General features: G+C 66.7%; 22 protein-coding genes. 7 read left to right on the plus strand and 15 right to left on the minus strand.

Annotated elements, in window-relative coordinates; all coding sequences use genetic code 11:
• The 6 genes from pheT to CEK29_RS15420 all read right to left on the minus strand — a co-directional run bounded on the left by pheT (position 1) and on the right by CEK29_RS15420 (position 6322).
• On the minus strand, positions 1 to 2418 hold the full coding sequence (gene pheT, locus CEK29_RS15395) for a phenylalanine--tRNA ligase subunit beta (RefSeq protein WP_094858617.1): 2418 nt from the start codon (positions 2416 to 2418) through the stop codon (positions 1 to 3).
• A gap of 12 nt (positions 2419 to 2430) precedes the next feature.
• The gene (gene pheS / locus CEK29_RS15400; protein WP_094801822.1) at positions 2431 to 3453 is read right to left on the minus strand and encodes a phenylalanine--tRNA ligase subunit alpha; all 1023 of its coding nucleotides are present in this window, start codon (positions 3451 to 3453) and stop codon (positions 2431 to 2433) included.
• A gap of 76 nt (positions 3454 to 3529) precedes the next feature.
• Positions 3530 to 3889, minus strand: coding sequence for a 50S ribosomal protein L20 (gene rplT / locus CEK29_RS15405; RefSeq protein ID WP_094801824.1), 360 nt, complete (start codon positions 3887 to 3889; stop codon positions 3530 to 3532).
• Between the two features lie 15 nt (positions 3890 to 3904).
• Positions 3905 to 4102 carry a 50S ribosomal protein L35 gene (rpmI, locus tag CEK29_RS15410; protein ID WP_006387997.1) on the minus strand — a complete coding sequence of 66 codons (198 nt, stop codon included), beginning with the start codon at positions 4100 to 4102 and terminating at the stop codon, positions 3905 to 3907.
• A 237-nt stretch (positions 4103 to 4339) separates the two neighbouring features.
• Entirely contained in the window at positions 4340 to 5848 is a 1509-nt protein-coding gene (locus tag CEK29_RS15415) for a YifB family Mg chelatase-like AAA ATPase (RefSeq protein ID WP_094858618.1), read from the minus strand.
• 192 nt (positions 5849 to 6040) lie between these two features.
• On the minus strand, positions 6041 to 6322 hold the full coding sequence (locus CEK29_RS15420; protein WP_094801828.1) for an accessory factor UbiK family protein: 282 nt from the start codon (positions 6320 to 6322) through the stop codon (positions 6041 to 6043).
• 771 nt (positions 6323 to 7093) lie between these two features.
• Here CEK29_RS15420 and CEK29_RS15425 point away from each other — a divergent pair.
• Entirely contained in the window at positions 7094 to 7432 is a 339-nt protein-coding gene (locus CEK29_RS15425; RefSeq protein ID WP_094801830.1) for a P-II family nitrogen regulator, read from the plus strand.
• Between the two features lie 34 nt (positions 7433 to 7466).
• Positions 7467 to 8705 carry an ammonium transporter gene (gene amt / locus CEK29_RS15430; RefSeq protein WP_094801832.1) on the plus strand — a complete coding sequence of 413 codons (1239 nt, stop codon included), beginning with the start codon at positions 7467 to 7469 and terminating at the stop codon, positions 8703 to 8705.
• Positions 8706 to 8820: 115 nt separating this feature from the next.
• On the opposite strand, the gene CEK29_RS15435 is transcribed toward amt, so the two are convergent.
• Positions 8821 to 9852: a LacI family DNA-binding transcriptional regulator gene (locus tag CEK29_RS15435; protein ID WP_094801834.1), complete on the minus strand. Its 1032-nt coding sequence runs from the start codon at positions 9850 to 9852 to the stop codon at positions 8821 to 8823.
• A gap of 232 nt (positions 9853 to 10084) precedes the next feature.
• Between CEK29_RS15435 and CEK29_RS15440 the strand changes: the two genes are divergently transcribed.
• The 4 genes from CEK29_RS15440 (at position 10085) to CEK29_RS15455 (ending at position 14936) form a co-directional block, all read left to right on the plus strand.
• On the plus strand, positions 10085 to 11035 hold the full coding sequence (locus CEK29_RS15440; RefSeq protein WP_094858619.1) for a Bug family tripartite tricarboxylate transporter substrate binding protein: 951 nt from the start codon (positions 10085 to 10087) through the stop codon (positions 11033 to 11035).
• A 65-nt stretch (positions 11036 to 11100) separates the two neighbouring features.
• Positions 11101 to 12450: a glucarate dehydratase gene (gudD, locus tag CEK29_RS15445; RefSeq protein WP_094858620.1), complete on the plus strand. Its 1350-nt coding sequence runs from the start codon at positions 11101 to 11103 to the stop codon at positions 12448 to 12450.
• A 546-nt stretch (positions 12451 to 12996) separates the two neighbouring features.
• Positions 12997 to 13419 carry a tripartite tricarboxylate transporter TctB family protein gene (locus CEK29_RS15450; protein WP_094801840.1) on the plus strand — a complete coding sequence of 141 codons (423 nt, stop codon included), beginning with the start codon at positions 12997 to 12999 and terminating at the stop codon, positions 13417 to 13419.
• 11 nt (positions 13420 to 13430) lie between these two features.
• Positions 13431 to 14936 carry a tripartite tricarboxylate transporter permease gene (locus CEK29_RS15455; protein ID WP_094801842.1) on the plus strand — a complete coding sequence of 502 codons (1506 nt, stop codon included), beginning with the start codon at positions 13431 to 13433 and terminating at the stop codon, positions 14934 to 14936.
• A 273-nt stretch (positions 14937 to 15209) separates the two neighbouring features.
• Here CEK29_RS15455 and CEK29_RS15460 read toward each other — a convergent pair whose 3' ends face one another.
• Entirely contained in the window at positions 15210 to 15506 is a 297-nt protein-coding gene (locus tag CEK29_RS15460) for a hypothetical protein (RefSeq protein ID WP_094858621.1), read from the minus strand.
• A 963-nt stretch (positions 15507 to 16469) separates the two neighbouring features.
• On the minus strand, positions 16470 to 17168 hold the full coding sequence (locus tag CEK29_RS15465) for a TetR/AcrR family transcriptional regulator (protein ID WP_094858622.1): 699 nt from the start codon (positions 17166 to 17168) through the stop codon (positions 16470 to 16472).
• 84 nt (positions 17169 to 17252) lie between these two features.
• On the opposite strand from CEK29_RS15465, the gene CEK29_RS15470 reads away from it, so the two are divergent.
• The gene (locus CEK29_RS15470; RefSeq protein ID WP_094801864.1) at positions 17253 to 18542 is read left to right on the plus strand and encodes an MFS transporter; all 1290 of its coding nucleotides are present in this window, start codon (positions 17253 to 17255) and stop codon (positions 18540 to 18542) included.
• A 150-nt stretch (positions 18543 to 18692) separates the two neighbouring features.
• Here the strand turns inward: CEK29_RS15470 and CEK29_RS15475 are convergent, their stop codons facing one another.
• The 6 genes from CEK29_RS15475 to CEK29_RS15500 form a co-directional block, all read right to left on the minus strand.
• Complete coding sequence (locus CEK29_RS15475) at positions 18693 to 18911, minus strand: hypothetical protein (RefSeq protein ID WP_094801866.1); 219 nt, start codon at positions 18909 to 18911, stop codon at positions 18693 to 18695.
• A gap of 164 nt (positions 18912 to 19075) precedes the next feature.
• On the minus strand, positions 19076 to 19813 hold the full coding sequence (locus CEK29_RS15480; RefSeq protein ID WP_094858623.1) for an ABC transporter ATP-binding protein: 738 nt from the start codon (positions 19811 to 19813) through the stop codon (positions 19076 to 19078).
• Positions 19810 to 20613, minus strand: a complete 804-nt coding sequence (locus CEK29_RS15485; RefSeq protein ID WP_094858624.1) for an ABC transporter ATP-binding protein — start codon at positions 20611 to 20613, stop codon at positions 19810 to 19812. Before CEK29_RS15485 ends, CEK29_RS15480 begins: the two co-directional genes overlap by 4 nt.
• Positions 20610 to 21704, minus strand: coding sequence for an ABC transporter permease subunit (locus CEK29_RS15490; RefSeq protein ID WP_094858625.1), 1095 nt, complete (start codon positions 21702 to 21704; stop codon positions 20610 to 20612). The genes CEK29_RS15485 and CEK29_RS15490 overlap by 4 nt, the downstream gene beginning before the upstream one ends.
• Complete coding sequence (locus CEK29_RS15495; RefSeq protein ID WP_094858626.1) at positions 21701 to 22630, minus strand: branched-chain amino acid ABC transporter permease; 930 nt, start codon at positions 22628 to 22630, stop codon at positions 21701 to 21703. The genes CEK29_RS15490 and CEK29_RS15495 overlap by 4 nt, the downstream gene beginning before the upstream one ends.
• Positions 22631 to 22877: 247 nt before the next feature.
• Positions 22878 to 24023: a branched-chain amino acid ABC transporter substrate-binding protein gene (locus CEK29_RS15500; protein ID WP_094801876.1), complete on the minus strand. Its 1146-nt coding sequence runs from the start codon at positions 24021 to 24023 to the stop codon at positions 22878 to 22880.
• Positions 24024 to 24099: the final 76 nt, after the last annotated feature.

Here is a 24099-nt window from a genome sequence, read left to right on the forward strand (position 1 = left end):
TCACACCCGTTGACGTGCGCCGTGTGCGGAGACCAGCGCGTCTTTGAGGCGGGCCAGGCAGTCGGCCACGCGGGCTTCGTCCAATGTTACCGCAGTGTCCTGCAGCCAGAAGCGGAAAGCCAGGCTCTTCTCGGTGACGGGCTGACCGTCGCGCGGCTTGTCGCGCCACACGTCGAACAGGCGTGCATCCTGCACCACCGCCAGTTGCGGATCCGCGGCCACCGTGGCGGCCACGGTATCGAGCATGGACTGCACCTGCACGCCCTCGTCGACCCACAGGGCCAGGTCGCGCACCACCACCGGCTGGCGCGACAGCTCGGCCACGCGCGGCAGACGGCCCGCGGCAAGCGCGTCGGCGTCGAGTTCGAACACGACCGGCGCATGCGCCAGGTCGGCCTGACGCGCCCACTGCGGGTGCAGCTCGCCGATCCAGCCCACGACCTTGCCGTCGAGCTCGATGCGGGCGCTACGGCCCGGGTGCAGCGCGGGATGACGATCGGCCGTAAAACGCAGCTCGGGGCCACGCACGCCGAACAGTGCCACCACGTCGAGCTTCACGTCGAAGAAATCGACCTGACGCGTGGGCTCGCCCCACTGCTCTTCGTTGGCGGGGCCCCAGGCCACGCCGGCGAGCTTGATCGGCTGGCGCACGCCCGCCACTTCGAGGGGGCCATCGGCCAGCTGCGCATCGCGCACGAACACGCGGCCCAGTTCGAACAGGCGCACGCGCGACTGCTTGCGATTGGCGTTGTGGCGCACGATGGCCACCAGGCCGGCGATCAGGCTCGAACGCATCACCGACAGATGGCTGGCGATGGGGTTGAGCAGGCGCACCGGGTTGGTGTTGTCGGCGTAGTCGCGTTCCCAGTCGGCTTCGACGAAGCTGTAGTTCACGACCTCTTGATAGTCGCGCGCGGCGGTGGCGCGGCGCAGCGCGTGCGGACCGTGCTGCACTTCGGGCGTGGCGTGCATCTTGGCGCGCGCCACCGGCGGCACGCTGGGGATGCGCTCGAAGCCATAGACACGGGCCACTTCTTCGATCAGGTCTTCTTCGATCTCGATATCGAAGCGATACGACGGCGGCGTGACGATGAAGTCGTCGCCTTCGCGGGTATGGGGCAGGCCCAGACGCGTGAAGATGTCGGCGACCTCGGCGGCCGTGACGGGCACGCCGAGCACACGATGGCAACGCGCCAGACGCAGACGCACGGGCGCGCGCTCGGGCAGACGGGCTACCTGGTCATCGACCGGGCCGACCTGACCGCCGCAGATGTCCACGATCAGACGCGTGATGCGTTCGATGTGCGCGACGATGTTGTCGAAATCGACACCGCGTTCGAAGCGATGGCTGGCTTCGGAGCTGAACTTGTAGCGGCGCGCGCGGCCGGCGATGGCCTCGGGCCACCAGAACGCGGCTTCGAGGTAGATGTTTTGCGTGTCGAGCGTGACGGCGGTGGCCTCGCCGCCCATGATGCCCGCCAGGCTTTCGACCTGCTCGCCGGCGGTCACGACACCGACCTTCGGGTCGAGCGTGACGGTCTGGCCATTGAGCAGCTCGAGCGATTCACCGGCGCGCGCCCAGCGCACGTTGATGTCGCCCTGGATCTTGTCCAGGTCGAACACGTGCGACGGACGGCCCAGCTCGAGCATCACGTAGTTGGAGATGTCGACCAGCGCGGACACCGAACGCTGCCCCGAACGCTCGAGGCGCTCGCGCATCCAGTCGGGCGTGGCGGCCCGGGCGTTCACGCCACGGATCACGCGACCGGCGAAGCGGCCGCACAGGTCGGCGGCCTCGATGGAGACCGGCAGGCGGTCGTTCAGCGTGACGGGCACGGGCTCGAACGCGGGCAGCGTGAGCGCGGCGCCGGTCAGCGCGGACACCTCACGCGCCACGCCGAGGATCGACAGGCAGTCGGCGCGGTTGGGCGTGAGCTTGAGCACGAACAGCGTGTCGTCGAGCGACAGCGCGGCGCGGATGTCGGTACCGGGCGCGAGGTCGCCGGCGAGCTCGAGCAGGCCGCCGTGATCTTGCGACAGGCCGAGTTCGCGTGCCGAGCACAGCATGCCCGACGACTGCACGCCGCGCATCTTGGCCACGCCGATCTTCATGCCGCCAGGCAGCTCGGCGCCCACGCGGGCGAGCGGCACCGTGATGCCGGCCGCCGCATTGGGCGCGCCGCACACGATCTGCAGCAGTTCGCCCGAGCCGTCATCGACCTTGCACACGCGCAGTTTGTCGGCATCGGGATGCGGCGCGATCTCGGCAATACGCGCCACCACCACGCCTGAGAACGGCGGCGCGGCGGACAGGGTTTCTTCGACTTCCAGCCCGGCCATCGTGAGCTGGTGCGCGAGTTCGTCGGTTGCGATCGCCGGGTTGACGAGCGTGCGCAGCCAGGATTCAGGAAATTGCATGATCAGCCGTCTTTATTCGTTGAACTGGCGCAGGAAGCGCAAATCGCCTTCGTAGAACTGGCGCAGGTCGTTCACGCCGTAGCGCAGCATCGTCAGGCGCTCGAGGCCGGAGCCGAACGCGAAGCCGATATAGCGCTCGGGGTCGAGCCCGAAGTTGCGCACCACCTGCGGATGCACCTGACCCGAGCCGGAGATTTCCAGCCAGCGGCCACGGTTCGGACCCGAGGTGAACATCATGTCGATTTCGGCCGAGGGTTCGGTAAACGGGAAGAACGACGGACGGAAGCGCACGACGAGGTCGTCGCTTTCGAAGAAGCAACGCAGGAAGTCGGTGTAGACGCCCTTCAGGTCGGCGAACGAGATGTCTTCGGCGATCCAGAGGCCTTCGACCTGATGGAACATCGGCGAGTGCGTGGCGTCGCTGTCGACGCGATAGGTGCGGCCCGGCGCGATCACCTTGATCGGCGGCTTGTGCATGCGGGCGTAGCGCACCTGCATCGGGCTGGTGTGCGTGCGCAGCAGCAGCGGCAGGCCATCGGCGTCGTTCATGTCGACGTAGAAGGTGTCCTGCATGGACCGCGCCGGATGATCCAGCGGATTGTTCAGCGCGGTGAAATTGGTCCAGTCGTTTTCGACTTCGGGGCCGTCGGCCACATCGAAACCGATCGAGCGGAAGATGGCTTCGACGCGTTCCCAGGTGCGGATGACCGGATGGATGCCGCCTGCCACACGGCCGCGGCCGGGCAAGGTGACATCGATGGTTTCCGAAGCGAGGCGTGCGTCGAGCTCAGCCTGCGCCATCTGGGCGCGGCGAGCATTGAGCAGCTCTTCGATCTGTTGTTTGGCCTTGTTGATTCGGGCGCCGGCCTCGCGCTTGGCTTCGGGATCGAGCTTGCCCAGCGCCTTGAGCTGCACGGTGAGCGCACCGTCCTTGCCCAGGAATAGCGCTTTCGCGTTTTCCAGCGCGGCCGCATCGGTGGCGGCGGCGAATCGTTCTTGCGCCTGGGAAACCAGGTCGTCAGCCAGTAGAGTCATGAAATGTGAGCCTTGAAAACGCAAACGGGGCCATTACAGCCCCGTTTGCAGCGATCCGCGATGTATGTGGACGCGATCAGGCAGCCAAGGCCGCCTTGGCTTGTTGCACGATGGCGGCAAAGCCAGCCTTGTCGCGCACGGCCAGATCGGCCAGCACCTTGCGGTCGAGTTCGATCGCAGCCTTCTTCAGACCGGCGATGAACACGCTGTACGACAGACCCTGTTCACGCACGGCGGCGTTGATACGGGTGATCCACAGAGCGCGGAACGTACGCTTCTTGTTGCGGCGGTCACGGTAGGCGTATTGACCGGCGCGCATCACCGCTTGCTTGGCGATGCGGAAGACGTTGCCACGACGGCCGCGGTAACCCTTGGCGGCGGTCAGGACTTTTTTGTGACGGGCACGGGCGGTAACGCCACGTTTGACGCGAGGCATATCAGATCTCCGTTATCAAGCGAAAGGCATCATCGCTTTCACGGAAGCGACGTTGGTTTCGTGGACCGCAGCCGAACCGCGCAGCTGGCGCTTGTTCTTCGTGGTCTTCTTGGTCAGGATGTGACGCTTGAACGCCTGACCGCGCTTGATGGATCCGCTGCCGCGGACCTGAAAGCGCTTTGCAGCGCTTTTCTTGGTCTTCATCTTGGGCATGATGATTCCTAAAAGGCTTTGTTGATTGATTGTGGCAACAGGTGCTTGATCCGCCCAAGAAGGAGAAACCAAAACTTGTAGACCCGCGCCACTTCTAATTTTCCCGACAGAGAATGCCGGAAAGCCTTTGATTATATGGTGATTTTGCGTCGCTTGTCTATTCGCCTGACACAGCCGTGTCGGATAGCGGCGACGGCGGGCGTTTCGGGCCCGATAAATTAGGGTCGGAGAGACCTCTCAGCGAACCGCTCCGGCGTGCCGGTACTGGAGTGCTTCGGCCAGGTGAGGCACCTCTACCCGCTGCGCGCCCTCCAGATCGGCCAGGGTGCGGGCCACCCGCAACAGCCGATGCGCGGCACGCGCCGACGCCCCCGCCCGCTCGAGGGCGCGCGCCAGCCAGACCTGCGAGCCGCCATCGAGCCCGCACACCCCCGCCAGCGCATCCACCGGGAGCTGCCCATTGGCGCAGCCCTGCCGCAAGCGCTGCCGGCGGCGGCAGCGCCGCACCCGTGCCCGCACCGCCTGCGAGGTTTCGCCGGGTCCGTCCTCGAGCCGCGCCGGCGCGACCGGCGGCAGATGCACATGCAGATCGATGCGATCGAGCAGTGGCCCCGACACGCGCCCCACATATCGCGCGACCTGATCCGGCGTACAGCGACACGGGCGGGTTGGATGGCCGCGCCAGCCGCACGGGCACGGATTCATCGCGGCCACCAGCAGGAATCGCGCGGGAAAACGCACCCGATGCAAGGCGCGCGCCACCATGACCTCGCCATTTTCGAGCGGCTCGCGCAAGGTTTCGAGCGCCTGACGGCCGAACTCCGGCAGTTCGTCGAGAAACAAAACACCGTGATGGGCCAGGGTCACCTCGCCCGGACGCGGCCGCCCGCCCCCGCCTGCCAGCGCCGCGGCGCTCGCGGAGTGATGCGGCGCGCGCCAGGGCAGCCGACCGAAATGCACGGCCTGGCCCGCCAGATCGGCAATCGCGGCCACCTGCAGGGCCGCCGTGCGGCGCAGCGGCGGCAACAAGCCCGGCAGGCGCTGGGCCAACATGCTCTTGCCCGCCCCCGGCGGCCCCGTCAGCAGCAGGCTGTGGCCGCCCGCGGCCGCCACCTCGAGCACGCGCCGCCCCTGCGCCTGGCCGCGCACGTCCGACAGGCAGGGCCAGGGCGGACCCGCGGGCGGTGGCGCGGCGGCCGGCGGGATCAATGCGCCCTGCCCGGCCAGCCAGGCCGCCACCTCGCCAAGCGTGTGCGCGGCCAGCACCCGCAAGCCGGGCACCCACGCCGCGATCGGCGCGCACGAGGCCGGCAGCACCAATATGGCGTCGGGTTGCTGGCGGGCCACGCCCAGCGCCAGCGCCAGCGGCTGTGCCACGGCCACCACCGCGCCGGTGAGCGATAGCTCGCCGGCCAACACCATATCGGTCAAGGCCTGGGCCTGCGCCTCGGCCAGCACCAGCTGGCCCGAGGCCTGCAGCACCCCGAGCGCGATCGCTAGATCGAACCGGGCCGACGCCTTGCGCAGATCGCCGGGCGACAGGTTCACCGTGACCCGGCCGTGAGGAAAATCGAATCCGCTATTGAGAATGGCGGCGCGCACGCGCTCGCGGCTCTCGCGCACCTCGGTGTCGGCCAACCCGACGACCGTAAACGCCGGCAGGCCGCCTGCCACATGGACCTCGACCCGGACGACAGGGGTATCGAGTCCGGCCAGCGCGCGGCTGGCAAATACGGCCAGGGTCATGGCCACTCCAGCAGTCAGGGGGAGTGGCAGTATGCAACGCCGGCACGGGCTTCGTGGCCGCGCCGGGACGCTTTGGTCGCACCCCTGCACGGCGCAGGCGGCGCGGTTCGCAAAGCCGCGGGGGCGGCCTCGCGCTGAGTCGGGTTCACCGCGTCGGACCCGATAGCAACCGAGCCCGACGCGGTGCGAGGCTCAGGCCTCGCTGGCGGGCGAGCCGGTGCGGCTGCGCTCGAACGCGTCGAGGCGCGCTTCCAGCGCCTGAACCTGCGCGGCCAGCTGATCCACGCGGGTGCGGGCGCGCGCCAGCAGGTCGGTCTGCACGTCGAACTCTTCACGCGTGATCAGATCGAGCTTGGCAAAACCCTGCGTCATCATGGAGCGCATGTTGCGCTCCAGATCCGCTGCGGGGCTGCGTGCGATGAGGTCGGAGATGTTCTTCTGGAACTCTTCCATCCATTGTTGGGTGCGGTTCATGATTGCGCTCGCCTTCGTATGAATGACAACACTGCCAGTGTAGAGCCTGACGGGCTTCCCTGCAGACTCATCGCGACGGGGCCGCATCGGGCTCCGCTGGGATGGCGCGAATGGACAGCCCGGACAACGCGCCCCGCCGGTGGCAAAAAAAAAGCGGGCCGATGTCGGCGCCGCTTTTCAAAGCACAGGAGAAAAACAGAATCGCCGGGAGGCGACTCCAGGAAGCTGCCGTCAAGGCGCACCCCCAAAACCTGCCGGATATCGATTGCCGCGACATCCGACGGGCTGTTGCTCGCGCAATGCACTAACAACGCCTCGATTCTTCCCCAGCCGGGTCAGGTCAACAAGCGCATACGTGTAAACCCGCGTTTCAGCGGCGCGGTAATAACGTGGCCGGAACAGGCCATGGCGAGGACGCCGGCGGCATGTCGAGACCGGCGGACCGCCCCAGCAAATCAAGGGTCTACGCCCGAAAAATCCGCCGACGGGGGACCCCGGCCACGCACGGCGCGACGCGACCCCGCAGCGCCCCGGATACGCAATTTGCTACAAACTCGCGACGCTTCACACATTCCGTTGCAGCGCGTGAGCCGACGGCGCCTTCGCACCATTTTGATGCATGGACGCCCCGCTTTATGCCCCAGTTTGGCGCTGCGTGCGCGGAAACTGTGCCTGTCCTCTCGCACCCGTCCCTGACCAGCGGGCCAGCAAAAGTTGGCATGGATGTTGCTTGATAGCCCATGCCAACGTGCAACCATGAGAGGAAAAGCCATGAAACTCGTCATCGCCATCATCAAGCCATTCAAGCTCGACGAAGTGCGGGTGGCTCTGTCCGGGATCGGCGTCCAGGGGCTGACGGTCACCGAAGTCAAAGGCTTCGGCCGCCAGAAGGGTCACACCGAACTGTACCGGGGCGCCGAATACGCCGTCGATTTCCTGCCCAAGCTGCGGGTGGAAGCCGCCGTGCCCGACCACCTGGTCGACCAGGTCGTCGAAGCCATCGAACAAGCGGCCCGTACCGGCAAGATCGGTGACGGCAAGATCTTTACCGCCCCGCTGGAACAAGTCATCCGTATCCGGACCGGCGAGTCGGGCGAAGCAGCCCTGTAATAACGATAAGCAAGACTCTTTGGAGCCATGAAAAATGGATAAAGCGGATATCTCCTGGTTGCTGGTCTCGACCCTGCTCGTGCTCATGATGGCCGTGCCGGGCCTGGCCCTGTTCTATGGCGGCCTGGTGCGCAGCAAGAACGTGCTGTCGGTGCTGATGCAGGTGCTCTGCACCTTCGCGCTCGCCGTCGTGCTGTGGTTTGTCTACGGCTACTCGTTGGCCTTCACCGAAGGCAACGCCTTCTTCGGTGGATTCAGCCGTACCTTCTTCTCAGGCATCTTCAACCCGGCGGACGGCACCTTCGCGCTGTCCGGCACGTTGCCCGAGCTGCTGTTCGCTTCGTTCCAGGCCACGTTCGCCGGCATCACCTGCGCGCTGATCGTGGGCAGCTTCGCCGAGCGCGCGCGCTTCTCCGCCGTGCTGGTGTTCACGCTGATCTGGTTCACGTTTGCCTACATCCCCATCGCGCACATGGTGTGGTTCGCTTCCGAAACCGCGCCGGGCCTGCTCAATGCGCGTGGCGCACTGGACTTCGCCGGCGGCACGGTCGTGCACATCAACGCTGGCGTGGCCGGTCTGGTGGGCGCCTACGTGATCGGCAAGCGCGTGGGCTATGGCCGCGAAGCGATGCAGCCGCACAACCTGCCCATGACCTATATCGGCGCGATGCTGCTGTGGGTGGGCTGGTTCGGTTTCAACGCGGGCTCTTCCCTGGCCGCCAATGAAGGCGCCACGCTGGCCTTCTTCAACACCATGGTCGCTACCGCTGGCGCCGTGCTGGCCTGGATCTTCACCGAGTGGTCGATCAAGGGCAAGCCCTCGATGCTGGGTGCCGCCTCGGGTGCCATCGCCGGTCTGGTCGGCATCACCCCGGCCGCTGGCCTGGTGGGTCCGGTGGGCGCGCTGTTGATCGGTATCGCCGCCGGCGCAATCTGCGTGTGGGGTGTGAACGGTCTGAAGCGCCTGCTCAAGGCCGACGACGCGCTGGATGTGTTCGGTGTGCACGGCGTGGGCGGCATCATCGGTGCGCTCCTGACGGGTGTGTTCAACGCCAAGGCCCTCGGCGGCCCGGGCCTGGACAGCGCCGGCCTGATCCTCGGCCAAGTGTGGGTGCAACTCGAAGGCGTGCTGCTGACCATCGTGTGGTCGGGCATCGTCGCCTGGATCGCCTACAAAATCGCCGACATGCTCTGCGGCCTGCGTGTGCCGGAAGACCAGGAACGCGAAGGCCTGGACGTCACCAGCCACGGCGAATCCGCGTACCACAGCTGATCTCGGTTTCTCGCCCTGCCCCGCCCGAAGTCTCCCGGGTCGGGGGCAGGCAGAAAGCGCACGGCGCCCCTCGGGGCGCCGTGTTTTTTTGACGAGCGCGACGAAGCTGCGCGGCTTACGCGCTGTCGCGGGCCTCGATGCGGAATCCGATCTCGACGACGTCGCTATGCGGCCCATCGCCGTTGGCGCGGGCCGCGATCATGTCCGCTGCCTGCGCCCCGATGGCCGCGCCGTCCACATGCACCGAGGTGATCGCGGGCTGCATCGATGCGGCGAATTCCATGTCGCCAAAGCCCACGACCGCCAGATCGCCCGGCACGGACAGGCCCTGCGCGATCGCTTCGGTGATCACGCCCGCCGCCATCAGATCGGAGCTGCAGAACACCGCGTCGATCGGATGCCCTTGCGCCTGCAACGCGCGCAGGCCTTCGCGCCCTTGCGCATGCGTGGTCGCGGGTCGCACATAGTGCACCGGTGGCTCGGCGAGACCGAGCTCGCCAGCCGTGCGCACGAAGCTCTGCGCGCGCAGACGGGCGCGCTCGTCGCCCCCGCTCAGCACCGCGTGGCGTGTCTTGCCGGCAGCATGCAGATAGCGGCTGACCGCCGCGCCGATGTCGGCGTGCGACAGGCTGAGCAGCATGTCGATCGGCGTGGGCGTGGTGTCCCAGGTCTCGACGATCGGAATGCCCGACGCCTGCAGCAGCGCCCGCCCCTGCGCGGAATGCATCACGCCGGTGAGCACGATGCCATCGGGCCGCCGGCCGATGATGGCGCGCAACAGCGCGTCTTCGCGCGGTGCGTCGTAGCCGCTCTGCCCCACCATCAACTGATAGCCCTTGGCCTCGAGCGAGTGCGTGAGCGCGCTCAGCATGCCGCCGAACAGCGGCCCCGCCAGCGAAGGAACCAGCACCATCACGAGATTGCTGCGCGACAGCCGCAGCCCGCCCGCCATCAGGTTGGGCACATAACCGAGCTGTGCAATCGCGGCGTTGACCTTTTCGAGCGTCGCGGGCGAGACGTGTTGCGGCGTATTGATCACGCGCGACACGGTGATCATCGACACGCCCGCCGCCCGCGCCACTTCGCGAACGGTGACGCCGGCTTTATCGGCGCGGCGGGCGCGAGGTTTCGGGGCGGACGTGGGCATGCGGATCGGATCGTGTGAAGGAATAAGGGCCACAGCCTACCTGCTGCAGCCCGCCATGGCGCGGCGGCAGGCCTAGGGTTTATACGGGGTAGCGATGCGCTCCCGCCTGAACCTATCCTACCAAAATCCTGTTGTTAACGTTACCAACGCAGATGGTAACGTTAACTCCACCGACAGGGCCTATACCAATTCAACCAGGAGACAAAGATTGAACCTCACTGCACGCCGGTGGATGGCCGGACTGGGCCTGCTCGTGGTCGCCAGCTCGGCCCAGGCCGCCTGGCCCGACAAGCCCGTGACGATGATCGTGCCCTTCCCGCCGGGCGGCGCGACCGACTCGGTCGCCCGCTCCGTGGCCAACAAGCTCGGCGAATCCCTCAAGCAGTCGTTCGTGGTCGAGAACAAGGCCGGCGCCACCGGCACGATCGGGGCGGCCCAGGCTGCGCGCGCCGCTCCCGACGGCTACACGCTGATGGTGACGTCGCTTGCGCCGCTGGTCGTCGCCCCGCATCTGATGAAAGGCATTCCGTACGATCCCGCCAAAGACTTCACCTATCTGACGGTGGCCGTGCAGACCCCGAACGTGCTCGTCGTGAATCCCAAGCTCGCGCCGCAGATCAATTCGGTGCAGGACGTCCTGGCGCTGCTGAAGTCCAAGCCGGGCGAAATCAGCTTCGCCACCTCGGGCGCCGGCTCGTCGGATCACCTGACCGCCGAGCTCTTCTGGCAGAAGACCGGCACCAAGGGTCTGCATATTCCGTACAAGGGCGGCGCCCCCGCGATCTCGGATCTGCTGGGCAATCAGGTCGACATGTCGTTCCAGAACGTGAACGCGGTGCTGCCGCACATCAAGGCCGGCAAGCTCAAGGCCATCGCCGTCACGGGCAACAAGCGTTCGCCGGTGCTGCCCGACGTGCCCACCTTCGCCGAAGCGTCCGTGCCCGGACTCGAGGTGTACGCGTGGCAAGCCGTGGTCGCCCCCAAGGGCATTCCGGACGACGTGCGCAACAAGCTTTCGCAGGCGCTCACCGCGGCCATCAAGGATCCGGCGGTGAGCAAGCCCTTCACCGACGTGGGCCTCGAAGTCGTGGCCAACTCGCCCGAAGCCTTCACCGAGTTTCAGAAGAAAGAAAGCGCGCGCTGGAAGCAGGTGATCGAAGCCGGCGGCATCACGGTGCAGTAATTTCACCTCGACGCATTCCCCGGCGCGCGCGGCGCGCCGGGCCCAACTTGTAGAAGCAGCTCATCATGTCCCACACCTCGCAAAGCCCCTCTTCCACGCCCACGGTCACGCAGATGCGCGTGATCCCCGTTGCCGGTCAGGACGCCATGCTGCTCAACCTGAGCGGCGCGCACGCCCCTTATTTCACGCGCAACCTGATCGTGCTGACCGACAGCGCCGGCAATACCGGCGTGGGCGAAGTGCCGGGCGGCGAGAAGATCCGCGCCACCCTCGAGGACGCGCGCGAGTTCATCGTGGGCAGCTCGATCGGCCAATACAACCAGACGCTCAACCGGATGCGCCAGGCCTTCGCCAGCCGCGACAGCGCCGGCCGAGGCCAGCAGACCTTCGACCTGCGCGTGGCGATCCACGCGGTCACCGCCGCCGAATCGGCGCTGCTCGACCTGCTGGGCAAGCATTTGGGCGTGCCCGTGGCCGCGCTGCTCGGCGAAGGGGTGCAACGCACCTCGGTACAGATGCTGGGCTATCTGTTTTATGTGGGCGATCGCAACGCGACGCCCCTGCCCTACGCCAGCGCCCCCGACGAAGCCGACGACTGGCTGCGCCTGCGCCACGAGAAAGCGCTCACGCCGGAAGCCATCGTGAAGCTGGCCGAGGCGGCCTATCAGCGTTATGGCTTCGAAGATTTCAAGCTCAAGGGCGGCGTGCTCAGCGGCGATGCCGAGGTGGAAGCGATCCGCGCGCTGCACGAACGCTTTCCGAAGGCCCGCATCACGCTCGACCCGAACGGCGGCTGGCTGCTCGACGAGGCGGTGCGGCTCTGCCGCGACCTGCACGGCGTGCTGGCCTACGCCGAAGATCCCTGCGGCTCCGAAGGCGTGTTTTCGGGACGCGAGGTGATGGCCGAGTTCCGCCGCGCCACCGGCCTGCCCACCGCCACCAATATGGTTGCCACCGACTGGCGCGAAATGGCGCACACGCTCTCGTTGCAGTCCGTGGATATCCCGCTGGCCGACCCGCACTTCTGGACCATGCAAGGCTCGGTGCGCGTGGCCCAGACTTGCCAGGCGTTCGGCCTGACGTGGGGCTCGCACTCGAACAACCATTTCGACATCTCGCTCGCCATGTTCACGCATGTGGGTGCCGCGGCACCCGGCCGCGTCACCGCGATCGACACGCACTGGATCTGGCAGGACGGCCAATACCTCACGCGCAACCCGCTGCAGATCCGCAACGGCTACATCGAACTGCCTCAAACCGGCGGGTTGGGCATCGAACTCGACATGGATGCGGTCGAGCGCGCGCACCAGCTCTATCTGCAACATGGTCTGGGTGCGCGGGATGACGCCATGGCGATGCAGTATCTGATCCCGGGCTGGACCTTCGACCGCAAGCGTCCGTGCATGGTGCGCTGAGCCCCGGGCTCCGGGCCTAGTTTCCAAGGCAGGCTGCGGCGCGCGCGGACGCGCCGCAGCCCCGTTCGCGCCCGCGCCGCGCGGCCGGGTCGAGTCCCCATGACACCTGCCGCGTGCCAGCCGCCTTTGCGGCGGGCAGCGCCCCTCTTCCCCGCATCCGCAGCACCTCCTCCCCCGGCGCCAAGCCCCCGGGCACACGGCTTGCCTTCGCGGCGGACCGTCGCCCTTCCCTCGTCCGAACGCCTGTCAGTCAGCTTTCATGCCGTAAGCAATTCGCGCATGCGAACGACGCACGCTCGAGCGTTCATTCTCTGGACTAGGGGAAATCCCGGAAAAATTTATCGCAATTACGGGTTTTCAGGAAATTCCGATACCGGTACCATTCCGTCTGCTTTCGCTTTGCTTTCAATACGCTTTCTTCATGAAAGCGAGTTGAGAGGTCAGAATGCGTTCCCGCCGGGGCTACCCCGGTTTTTTTATTTGGGCGCGCCAGAACTTGGAGACACGACGTTGTTAAGAAACAGACAAGACTTTTGGTCTGGGGTGATGTTCATCGGCCTGGGGGCTGGCTTTGCAGTACAGGCCACGCAATACAGCATGGGCACCGCTGCCCGCATGGGCCCCGGCTACTTCCCATTCTGGCTCGGCATCGTTCTCGCGCTCATGGGCGCCATCGTGATGCTGGGCGCCCTCAACAAGCGCGCCACCGAGACCCACGTGTCGCGCTTCGATTTCCGCATCGTCGCGTTGGTGGTCGGATCGGTGGTGCTGTACGGCTTCGCCCTGCGTCCGCTCGGCCTCTACCTCTCGCTTTTCCTGCTGGTCATCGTCAGCAGCTTCGCAAGCCATGAGTTCAACTGGAAGGTCGCCGTCGCGAACGGCCTCTTCCTGGTGCTGTTCTCCTATGTGGCATTCATCCGCGGCCTGGGCCTGATCTTCCCGCTCTGGCCCGCGGCGCTGGGCAACTGAGGAGCACACACATGGAACTGATCGACAACCTGATGCTCGGCTTCTCGGTGGCCTTCACCCCCGAGAACATGCTCTACGCCTTCATCGGCTGCCTGCTCGGCACGCTCGTCGGCGTGCTGCCCGGCCTGGGCCCCGTGCCCACCATCGCCATGCTGCTGCCCATCACGTATGTGCTGCCGCCCACGGCGGGCCTCATCATGCTTGCCGGCATCTACTACGGCACGCAGTACGGCGGCTCGACCACGGCCATCCTCGTGAACCTGCCTGGCGAGACGTCCGCGGTGGTGACCGTGCTCGACGGCCACCAGATGGCACGCAACGGCCGCGCCGGCGCGGCCCTGTCGCTGGCGGCCATCGGCTCGTTCTTCGCGGGCAGCGTGGCCACCCTGCTGCTCGCCGCCTTCGCGCCGCCGCTGGCCAATGTGGCCTTCGCGTTCGGCCCCGCCGAGTACTTCTCGCTGATGGCCCTGGGCCTGATCGGCGCCGTCGTGCTGGCCTCGGGCTCGCTGCCCAAGGCCATCTGCATGATCCTGCTGGGCCTGTTGCTCGGCATGGTCGGCACCGACGTGAACTCGGGCGTGGCGCGCTACGACTTCAGCATCCCCGAGCTGCAGGATGGCATCGACTTCGCCATTGTCGCCATGGGCGTGTTCGGCCTCTCCGAAATCATGGCCAACCTCGAGCTGAAAGAACAACGCGTCGAGATCCAGGACAAGGTGGGCTCGCTCTACCCGAGCCGCCAGGAATTCCGCGAAGCGGCCCCCGCCGTGCTGCGTGGTACCGCGCTGGGCTCGATCCTCGGCATCCTGCCGGGCGGCGGTTCGGTGCTGTCGGCGTTCGCGTCGTACACGCTCGAGAAGAAGATCTCGAAGAACCCCGAACGCTTCGGCAAGGGCCACCCGGCGGGTCTCGCCGGCCCCGAGTCGGCCAACAACGCGGGCGCGCAGACCTCGTTCATCCCGCTGCTCACGCTCGGCATCCCGGGCAACGCCGTGATGGCGCTGATGGTCGGCGCCATGACGATCCACAACATCCAGCCGGGTCCGCAGGTCATGACCAGCCACCCCGAACTCTTCTGGGGCCTCATCGCCTCGATGTGGATCGGCAACCTGATGCTCGTGGTGCTCAACCTGCCGCTGATCGGCATCTGGGTCAAGCTGCTGCGCGTGCCTTACCGCATGCTGTTCCCGGCGATCCTGGTGTTCTGCACCATCGGGGTGTATTCGCTGAACTACAACGTCTTCGACGTCTTCATGTTCGCGATCTTCGGCATCATCGGCTACATCTGGAGCAAGCTGCGTTGCGAAGGCGCGCCGCTGCTGCTGGGCCTGGTGCTCGGCCCCATGATGGAAGAAAACTTCCGTCGGGCCCTGCTGCTGTCGCGCGGCGACTTCACGACCTTCGTCACGCGCCCGCTCTCGGCCTCGCTGCTCGCCGCCGCCGCCGTGCTGCTGGTACTCGTGGCCCTGCCCGCGCTGCGCAAGAAACGCGAAGAGGCGTTCGTCGACGTCGACTGACCCACACCGAATAGATTGGCTCTTTGCCCGGGTTTTCTGCCGATTCCCCGGGCATTTTTTTATCTGCCGATTCCGTGGGCCTTTCTATCTGCCATTCTGAACTCCCCCCCGAAGATCGGATCAGTGTCCAAATTTCGGGGGTTAGTTGATTCGCCGGGCTTTCTTTATCTACGGGCTTTAGCTTCTGACCATCCAACTTCTGGCGGTCAGTTCGATTTCCCCCAGGGCTTACTTTATCTGTACGTAGTGCAGCGCCCACCCGCGGCGCCGGGGTCACTCAGGCGACCCGCCCCCCAGCACCTGACGCACCGCCAGCGCGATGCGTTCGACCAAGCCACTGGGGCCTGCGATGCTCAGCCCCATGTAGGTCTCTGACTCCACCGTGACCAACTCCCCCGCGACCCGCAGACGCATCGTCTCGACTTCCTGAGACCCACCCACGCCCCACGTCCGATCCAACAGCTCCATATCCATCTCGAGCAACACGCGCCACAGCGCGCTGCGCAAGGCATCGTCGTACTCATCCCCCAAAACGAGGGTGTCTATCGGCTGATCGGGCTCGGTGCTCATGAAGGATTCGCGGCTGGGGTTCGGATGAGGCAATAGCGGGCAAGTGCTTGGGCCGTGCCGGGCATATGACATGGAGATGTCTTACCGGACGGGAAAGCTGATGAAGTTACCACCGGAACTTCAAATTCGCTGTGAGACAGGAATGGATAGAGCAGATCGAAGCGAGAGGGCAGTCTGACACCGGTGTTGCGCCCGCTCGCGCTGCGCCTCGATCTCCTGCTGCTGGCGCCGTTCGATCTCGTGCCGGGGCGCGGCCTCGGGCGGCAAGGGCTGCGACTGGGCGTGGGCGAAGCCCGCCGCGCTGAGCGCACCGAGCGCCACGATCCCGGCTGCCAGGTGAAGTCGAGTCTTGCTGGGTCCCGCCTGTGTGTGTCGATCGGCCACGTTTCTGCTCTAGCTGGTTGTTGCGGGCCCATCGCCGGCGGCAGCTTGCGCTACCCCGACGCGAAACCTGCCTGTTCAGTGTCGGTGCAGTCACATCCGATCTTTCTGCCCACCCGCGATTTCGGACGGACGTCGCCACCCACCTTTTGCGGCCGCGCAACGGCGTAGCGCATGCCACGTCGGCTCCCGACACGAGGCAGGCGATATGAAGTGCATGCACTTCGTTCCGAAGTGCGCGTGGTCGGCTGTTGATTGAAAAGCACGCGTGGTGCGAGGGATGGCGCGAGCGCGTGCGCCAAGTGCATGCAATTCGTGAAAGGGCCGCGCCCGGGCGCTGAGGACGCGGCGCGGGTCGCCGCCGTCAGCGGAGACGTCTCACCTTGGCCTTTCAGGACAACGCGAGCCTTCGCTCGAATTGCATGCAGTTTTTAGGGATGCCGCGCGCAGGTGCGCACCGACGCGCCCGGGCCGCCGGTTGGCGGAACCCGAGGGGTCGGCTCAGGGAAAGAGAGGAAGGGGTGAGGCGCAGGCAGCGGAGGCAACGATGGCGGTGCCCCGCGGCCTGGCGTGGCCCGCGGCTCAGCGCAGGCTGGCGTCGATCAGTCGCTCGGCCGCGGCGACGAGGTACTTGGGCGGGCCGTCTTCGCCGAACATCTGGCCGGTCAAGAAGGCGCCTTCGAGCATGAGCAGCAGACCGTTGCCCAGTTCGTCGGGATCCTGCGCGCCCATGGCCCGGGCGAGTTCGACCATGCGGTCACGCAATACATGCTTGTGCGCGACCGCAACTTCCCGCGCCGGATGGTCGGGCTCGGGATACTCCACGCAGGCATTGCTCAGACCGCAGCCCCGGTAGTTCGGCAGCTCGGTGGCGCGCTGGGACAACACGCGAAAGTAGGCCAGCACCTGCTCGCGGGGATCATCGGGATGGGTGTCGAGGCCGGCGTCGAAGCGCGCCCAGAACTCCTGTTCGTAGTCGCGCAGGTAGGAGGCGGCGAGCTCGTCCTTGGAGGAAAACGCCCGGTAGAGGCTGGGCTTGGTGACGCCCGCCTCGTTCACGATGGCATCGACGCCCACGGCACGGATGCCGTCGCGGTAGAACATGCGGCGCGCGGTTTCGCGGATACGGTCGGCGGCCAGGCGCGGCGTGGCGGGTTGCGGGCCGGCCTGCCGCGGCGCGGCCTCACGCGGCCCGGCCTGACGCGGCCCGGCCTGGCTTGCCTGCCCCGCTTCCGTCGCGCGGGGAGCCGCGGAAGGGGAATCCGTCGTCTTGGAAGCCATCGTGTCTCCTCCAGAAAAAACGCTTGACGATGTTACTGACCGGTACGTACGATTCGAGTTCCTGATTACTTACCGGTCAGTAACATGAGTATAGCCCAGCCTCCTGCCCCTTTCCGCCGCTATGGCCAGAAGTACGCCTTCGTGGTCGTGGCGGTGATTTTCTTCGCCCTGCTGATCTCGGCCGGGCTGCGCTCCACGCCCAGCGTGCTGATCGTGCCGCTCGAAGAAAACTTCGGCTGGAGCCGCGCCACGATTTCGTTCGCGGCGGCCGTCGGCATCTTTCTGTACGGCCTGACCGGGCCGTTCGCGGCGGCCGCGATGGAGCACTTCGGCCTGCGCCGGGTGTTGATCGGCGCGCTCATTCTGATGTCGGCCTCGAGCGCGGCCAGCGCGTTCATGACCGAGTCCTGGCAGCTGTTGCTGACCTGGGGCGTATTTTCGGGAATCGCCTCGGGCGCGGTCGCCGTCGTGCTCGGCGCCACGATCGTCAATCGCTGGTTCGCCACCCGTCGCGGACTGATGATGGGCCTGCTGACCGCGAGCACCGCGACCGGCAACCTGCTGTTTCTGCCCATTCTGGCCGCGCTCGCCTCGTCGGGCGATTGGACGCGCGTGGTCTGGGCCGTGGCGGCCGGTGCCGCGGTGCTGGTGCCGTTCGCGATCTGGCTGGTGCCGGACCGGCCGGCCGACGTCGGCCTGCGCCCCTATGGCAGCGCGCCCGACGCGCCGCCGCCCTCCTCCGCGCCGCGCACCGGTCTGCTGGCCGCGACGTTCGGGGCCCTGCGCCGGGCTTCCGTCACGCGCACGTTCTGGTATCTGTTCGCCACGTTCTTCGTGTGCGGCTTCACCACCAACGGTCTCGTGGGCACGCACCTGATCGCCATGTGCGGCGACCACGGCATCGCCGAGATCCAGGCTGCGGGCCTCCTGGCCTTGATGGGCATCTTCGATCTCGTCGGCACCACGGCTTCCGGCTGGCTCACCGATCGCTACGACCCACGCCGTCTGCTCTTCATGTATTACGGCCTGCGCGGGCTGTCGTTGATGTATCTGCCCTACTCCGACTTCTCGTTCTACAGCCTGTCGATCTTCGCGATCTTCTTCGGGCTGGACTGGATCGCGACGGTGCCGCCGACGCTGCGCCTGACCACCGAGGCGTTCGGCGAACGCGACGCGCCGATCGTGTTCGGCTGGATCGTGGCGGGCCACCAGCTCGGCGCGGCCAGCGCCGCCTGGATGGGCGGCTACGTGCGCGAATCCACGGGCAGCTACCAGTGGGCCTTCGTGATCGCGGGCGCCACCGGCCTGATCGCCGCCGTGATTGCCCTGATGATCGCCCGCCGCCCGGCCACGGCGGCCGCGCAGCCGGCCTGACGGCCAGCGCCGGGCGCATCAAGCGCGCTGCACAAACGAACCGCCCCCCGGCGCATGGGTTACTTCCCAATGCGCCGGGGGGCGGTTTGCATCGCCGGGCTTGCGCCGCGCCGGTCGAGGTCTCGTGTCGCTGACCTCGATGCGCAACGCCTACTCGGCGATGTGCGTGCCTTTGACCGAAGCGGGGTCGATGCCCGCCTTGCGCAGACGCTCGTCGGCGCTGGCCTCCTGACCGCCCTCGGCCTCGGGCGGACGCGCCAGCTGATCGGCGAGCGCGCTCTTGGCCTGCACCACGTCGGTGGCATCGCCACTGACGAGCGCGACGCCTTCGCTGCCGTCGGTCTTCTTGAACTGGATCTGGGTCTTCATGCTGCTCTCCTTTGGGCGGACGGGGACAACCCCCCTATCAGCATGCGCCGTGCCGCGACCGCGCCGTAACACCGGGCGGACGGGCCCCGCTCGAACCGCACAAACGACAAGCCCCGGCTTACCGGGGCTTGGAGGCTTGCGTGGCGGCACCCGAGCGCAGCCGCTCAGGCCTCGGCTTCGACCTCGCCGAGATAGGCCGCGCGCACCTTCGGTTCGTCGAGCATCTCGCGGGCGGGGCCCGCCAGGATGATCTCGCCCGATTCCATCACGTAACCGCGATGGCTGTTCTCGAGCGCCAGACGCGCATTCTGCTCGATCAGCAGAATCGTGACGCCTTCGTTGGCGATGGTGCGCACCACCTCGAAGACCTTCTCGACCATCAACGGGGCCAAGCCCATCGAGGGCTCGTCGAGCAACAACAGCTTGGGACGCGCGATCATGGCGCGACCCATGGCCACCATTTGCTGCTCGCCGCCCGACAGCGTGCCGGCGGCCTGCTTGCGCCGCTCGGCCAGACGCGGAAACAGCGTGAACACGCGTTCGGTGTCCTGCCGGATCTGCGCCGCGTCGCGCCGGGTATAGGCGCCCATGGCGAGGTTCTCTTCGATGGTGAGCTGGCCGAAGATGCCCCGGCCTTCCGGCACCATGACGAGCCCCTGGCGCACGAGTTCGTAGGAGCGCTTGCCCGCGATGGACTGGCCGTTGTATTCGACCACGCCGCCCGCGGTGGGCACGAGGCCGGTGATCGCGCGCAGCGTGGTGCTCTTGCCGGCGCCGTTGGCACCGATCAGGCACACCAGTTCGCCTTCGTTCACATGCAGGTCGATGCCGCGCACGGCACGGATGCCGCCGTAGGCGACTTCGAACTGGCGCAGCGCCAGTAAGGGTTGTGCAGTGCTCATGCCGGCTCCTCCGAATGATACAACAGCGGATCGGTGGCCGCACCGGCGCCGAGATAGGCTTCGATGACCTTGGGGTCACGCTGCACCTGCGCGGGCTTGCCCATCGACAGCACCTTGCCGTACTCGAGCACGAGTACACGGTCGCACAGGCCCATCACGAGCTTCATGTCGTGCTCGATCAGCAGCACGGTGATGCCGTCGGCGCGGATCTTCTCGATCAGCTGGCGCAGCACCACGGTCTCGGAAGCGTTCATACCCGCCGCCGGCTCGTCGAGCGCGAGCAGCTTGGGATCGGTGGCGAGCGCCCGCGCGATCTCCAGGCGTCGCTGATCGCCATACGACAGCGCGCGTGCGACGTCGTTGGCGCGATGCCCGATGCCGACGTACTCGAGCAGCTCATGCGCCCGGCGCTCGATGGCGGCCTCTTCGGCGCGCTGTGCCGGCGTGCGCAACACCGCGCCGAACACGCCGGCGCGGGTGCGCACGTGACGCCCGATCATGACGTTTTCGATCGCGCTCAGGTTCGCGAACAGGCGGATGTTCTGGAAGGTGCGGGCCAGCCCCGCGGCCGCGACTTCGTGCGGCTTGGTGCCCACCAGCGAAATGCCGTTGAACGTGCACTTGCCGTCTTCGGGGATGTACAGCCCGGTCAGCACGTTGAACAGCGTGGTCTTGCCCGCGCCGTTCGGTCCGATGAGGCCGTAGATCTCGCCCTCTTCGATATCGAAGCTCACGTCGGTGAGCGCGCGCAGGCCGCCAAAGCGTTTGCCGAGTCCTTCGGCCTTGAGGATCACGCTCATGCCGCACCTCCCTGCTGGCGGTTGCCCGCCAGCTCGCGCTTGCGCACCGCCGAGGGCCACAGGCCGGCCGGGCGGAACAGCATCACGCAGACCATGGCCAGGCCGAACAGCAGCATACGGATGCCTTCGGGGTCGAGGACCACGGCGCCGAACAGCATGTGCTGCACCGGCTCGACGACCGCGCGCAGGAACTCGGGCAATGCGGCCAGGATGATGGCGCCCAGGATCACGCCCGGGATGTTGCCCATACCGCCCAGCACCACCATGCACAGGATCGAAATCGATTCGGTGAGGCTGAAGCTCTCGGGGCTGACGAAGCCCTGCATGGCCGCGAACATCGCGCCCGCCACGCCGCCGAACGACGCGCCCATCGCGAAGGCCAGCAGCTTGATGTTGCGCGTGTTGATGCCCATGGCCTTGGCGGCGATTTCGTCTTCGCGGATCGCTTCCCAGGCGCGGCCGATGCGCGAATTCTGCAGTCGCGCGCACACCAGGATGATCAGCAGCGTGAGTCCCACCAGCAGGTAGTAGTACTTCTCGGGCCCCGTGAAGCGGATGCCCATCAGCGTTTCGGTGCGATTGAAGGCGAAGTCGCCCACCCGGAACGGATCGATGCGGTTCACGCCCTGCGGCCCGTTGGTGATGTTGATCGGCGCGTTCAGGTTATTGAGGAAGATCCGGATGATCTCGCCGAAGCCCAGCGTCACGATGGCGAGGTAGTCGCCCCGTAACTTCAGCGTGGGCGCCCCAAGCAGCACGCCGAAGACGCACGCCAGTGCCAGGCTGATCGGCAGGATGGCCCAGAACGGCAGGTGCAGGCCGAAGTGCGGCGATGCGAGCAAGGCCCACACATAGGCGCCGACCGCGTAGAACGCGATATAGCCGAGATCGAGCAGGCCGGCGAAGCCCACCACGATGTTCAGGCCCAGCGCCAGCATCACGTAGAGCAGCGCGAAGTTCATGATGCGCACCCAGCTCTGGCCGGCCATGCCGATCACGAAGGGCAGCACGGCCAGCACCACGCCGATCAGCGCGATGGCGGCGAGCTGGCGGGTGTTGATACCCGAGCGGTTGGAAGGCAGCGTGCTCATGCGCGGTCCCCCACCCGTTCGCCGAGCAAGCCCGACGGACGGAAGATCAGCACCAGCACCAGCACGACGAACGCGAACACGTCCTGGTAGTGGCTGCCCAGGAAGCCGCCGGTGAGGTCACCGATATAGCCCGAGCCCAGCGCTTCGATGATGCCCAGCAGCAGGCCGCCCGCCATGGCGCCGACCAGATTGCCGATGCCGCCCAGCACGGCGGCCGTGAAGGCCTTCAGCCCGAGCATGAAGCCCATCGTGTACTGCGACACGCCGTAGTAGGTGGTGATCATCATGCCGGCCACGGCGGCGAGCGCCGAGCCGATCAGGAAGGCCGCGGAAATCACGGTGTTGATGTTCACGCCCATCAGTCCGGCCACTTCGCGATTCTGCGCGGTGGCGCGCATCGCGGTGCCCAGGCGGGTCTTGTGCACGACCACCAGCAGCGCGCCCATGATCGCGGCGGCGATCACCACGATGGCGATCTGCAGCGTGCTCATGCGGGCGCCGAAGATGTTCAGCACGTCGGGCTGCAGCACCTGCGGGAAGTTGAGATAGTTGCGCCCCCACACCATCATCGCGACGTTCTGCAGAATGATGGACACGCCGATGGCGGTGATGAGCGCGGCCAGGCGGGGCGCGCGGCGCAGCGGCCGGTAGGCCATGCGCTCGGCGGTCCAGCCCACCGCCATGCACAGCGGCACGGCGACCAGCATGCCCACGCCGAGCACCATGAAGGCCGAGGCGTTGGGATCGGCGCCCACCATGGCGGCGGCGATCATGGTGGCGGTCATCGCGCCGATCATGACCACATCGCCATGGGCGAAGTTGATCAGACCGATGATGCCGTACACCATGGTGTAGCCCAACGCGACGAGCGCATACACGCTGCCCAGCGTGAGGCCATTAATCAGTTGTTGAGTGAAGATATCCATACGGGCTTCGAAAAGGAGCCGGGTAACAGGCCGCCGTGCGGTCTGCACCGGTGCGCGCCCGGTGAGGGGTCGGCGCCGTTATGGCAGGCGGCGCGGAGGCCGGTCCGCCGCGGCGACACGGTGTCGGGGCGGTACGGACGGCCGCCGGCCGCGGCACGGTCGGCGGACGAAGCGCGGTGCGCTTCGCCGCGTGGACACGGCACATGCCGGGCCGTCAGGCGCCAGGCAGGTGCCGGGGTCGGTCGGCTCAGTTGGCCTGGCTGACCATCGTTTCGACCATCTCCCACTTGCCGTTCTTGACTTGATAGATCGTGACCGAGATTTCTTTCAGGTCGCCGTTCTTGTCGTACGAGATGTGCTCGCTGGTGGCGCCCTTGCGCTCGAGCTTGGCCAGCGACGACAGGTACTTCGAGGGATCGGCCGAGTTGGCCTTCTCGATCGCCGCGATCATGTTCCAGGCGCCGTCGTAGGCGTAGGGCGCGTACACGCCGGGGGCCTTCTTGAAGCGGGCTTCGTAACGTTGGGCGAAGTCCTTGCCCGCGGTCATCTTGTCGAGCGGCACACCGGCCAGCGAGGCGTAGGTGCCGTCGGCGGCGTCGCCTGCCAGCTTGATGAAGGTGTCGCTGCGGGTCATTTCGCCCGAGACCAGCGGCGCCTTGATGCCCAGCGTCGCGATCTGGCGCTTCATCGGGCCGGACTGCGCGTCGAGGCCGCCGAAGAAGATGGCGTCGGGCGCGCTGCCCTTGATGTTGGTCAGGATCGACGTGAAGTCGTTGGCCTTGTCGGTGGTGTACTCGCGGCGCACGATCTGGCCACCGGCAGCCTTGACGGCCTTCTCGACTTCGTCGGACAGACCCTGGCCGTAGGCGGTGCGATCGTCGATGATCGCGACCTTCTTGGCGTTGAGCTTCTCGACGATGAACTTGCCCACGGCGGCGCCCTGCTGGGTGTCGCTGGTCATCATGCGGAACGTGGTCTCGTAGCCTTGCTTGGTGTACTCGGGCGACGTGGCCATGGCGATCTGCGGCAGGCCGGCGTCGTGGTAGACGCGCGACGCCGGGATCGTGGTGCCGGAGTTGAAGTGGCCGAGGATGCCGTTGACGTCCTGGTCGACGAGCTGCTGAGCCACCTGCACGGCAACGCGCGGGTCGGCCTGGTCATCGCGGGACACCAGCACGAACTTGGCCGGCTTGCCATCGATCTTGATGCCCTTCTGGTTCGCTTCTTCGAGCGCCAGGTTCAGGCCGTTCTGCATGTCTTCGCCGTAGTGCGATTGCGGGCCGGTCAGGGGCGCCGCGAAGCCGAACTTGATGTCGGCAGCCTGGGCGGCGCCTGCCACGCAGGCGGCGGCAATGCCCGCGGCCAGCAGTTTGATGGGGGTGCGCAACGTCATGGTTTCCTCCCGATAGGTCGCACGAAATGCCTTGCTTTGTTTTATATCCGGGCTTGTGGCCCGAAGCCGGTTTTTC

Source organism: Bordetella genomosp. 5, from assembly GCF_002261475.1.
Lineage (GTDB): Bacteria > Pseudomonadota > Gammaproteobacteria > Burkholderiales > Burkholderiaceae_B > Bordetella.

Bases quoted from the DNA above. Each gene is read 5' to 3' on its own strand.
- CEK29_RS15485 (WP_094858624.1), bottom strand. From the start codon at position 20,613: ATGAGCGTGATCCTCAAGGCCGAAGGACTCGGCAAACGCTTTGGCGGC.
- CEK29_RS15480 (WP_094858623.1), bottom strand. From the start codon at position 19,813: ATGAGCACTGCACAACCCTTACTGGCGCTGCGCCAGTTCGAAGTCGCC.
- rpmI (WP_006387997.1), bottom strand. From the start codon at position 4,102: ATGCCCAAGATGAAGACCAAGAAAAGCGCTGCAAAGCGCTTTCAGGTC.
- CEK29_RS15415 (WP_094858618.1), bottom strand. From the start codon at position 5,848: ATGACCCTGGCCGTATTTGCCAGCCGCGCGCTGGCCGGACTCGATACC.
- CEK29_RS15465 (WP_094858622.1), bottom strand. From the start codon at position 17,168: ATGGCTTCCAAGACGACGGATTCCCCTTCCGCGGCTCCCCGCGCGACG.
- CEK29_RS15490 (WP_094858625.1), bottom strand. From the start codon at position 21,704: ATGAGCACGCTGCCTTCCAACCGCTCGGGTATCAACACCCGCCAGCTC.
- CEK29_RS15425 (WP_094801830.1), top strand. From the start codon at position 7,094: ATGAAACTCGTCATCGCCATCATCAAGCCATTCAAGCTCGACGAAGTG.
- CEK29_RS15460 (WP_094858621.1), bottom strand. From the start codon at position 15,506: ATGAGCACCGAGCCCGATCAGCCGATAGACACCCTCGTTTTGGGGGAT.
- pheS (WP_094801822.1), bottom strand. From the start codon at position 3,453: ATGACTCTACTGGCTGACGACCTGGTTTCCCAGGCGCAAGAACGATTC.
- CEK29_RS15435 (WP_094801834.1), bottom strand. From the start codon at position 9,852: ATGCCCACGTCCGCCCCGAAACCTCGCGCCCGCCGCGCCGATAAAGCC.
- CEK29_RS15440 (WP_094858619.1), top strand. From the start codon at position 10,085: ATGGCCGGACTGGGCCTGCTCGTGGTCGCCAGCTCGGCCCAGGCCGCC.
- gudD (WP_094858620.1), top strand. From the start codon at position 11,101: ATGTCCCACACCTCGCAAAGCCCCTCTTCCACGCCCACGGTCACGCAG.
- pheT (WP_094858617.1), bottom strand. From the start codon at position 2,418: ATGCAATTTCCTGAATCCTGGCTGCGCACGCTCGTCAACCCGGCGATC.
- rplT (WP_094801824.1), bottom strand. From the start codon at position 3,889: ATGCCTCGCGTCAAACGTGGCGTTACCGCCCGTGCCCGTCACAAAAAA.
- CEK29_RS15455 (WP_094801842.1), top strand. From the start codon at position 13,431: ATGGAACTGATCGACAACCTGATGCTCGGCTTCTCGGTGGCCTTCACC.
- CEK29_RS15495 (WP_094858626.1), bottom strand. From the start codon at position 22,630: ATGGATATCTTCACTCAACAACTGATTAATGGCCTCACGCTGGGCAGC.
- CEK29_RS15470 (WP_094801864.1), top strand. From the start codon at position 17,253: ATGAGTATAGCCCAGCCTCCTGCCCCTTTCCGCCGCTATGGCCAGAAG.
- amt (WP_094801832.1), top strand. From the start codon at position 7,467: ATGGATAAAGCGGATATCTCCTGGTTGCTGGTCTCGACCCTGCTCGTG.
- CEK29_RS15420 (WP_094801828.1), bottom strand. From the start codon at position 6,322: ATGAACCGCACCCAACAATGGATGGAAGAGTTCCAGAAGAACATCTCC.
- CEK29_RS15475 (WP_094801866.1), bottom strand. From the start codon at position 18,911: ATGAAGACCCAGATCCAGTTCAAGAAGACCGACGGCAGCGAAGGCGTC.
- CEK29_RS15500 (WP_094801876.1), bottom strand. From the start codon at position 24,023: ATGACGTTGCGCACCCCCATCAAACTGCTGGCCGCGGGCATTGCCGCC.
- CEK29_RS15450 (WP_094801840.1), top strand. From the start codon at position 12,997: ATGTTCATCGGCCTGGGGGCTGGCTTTGCAGTACAGGCCACGCAATAC.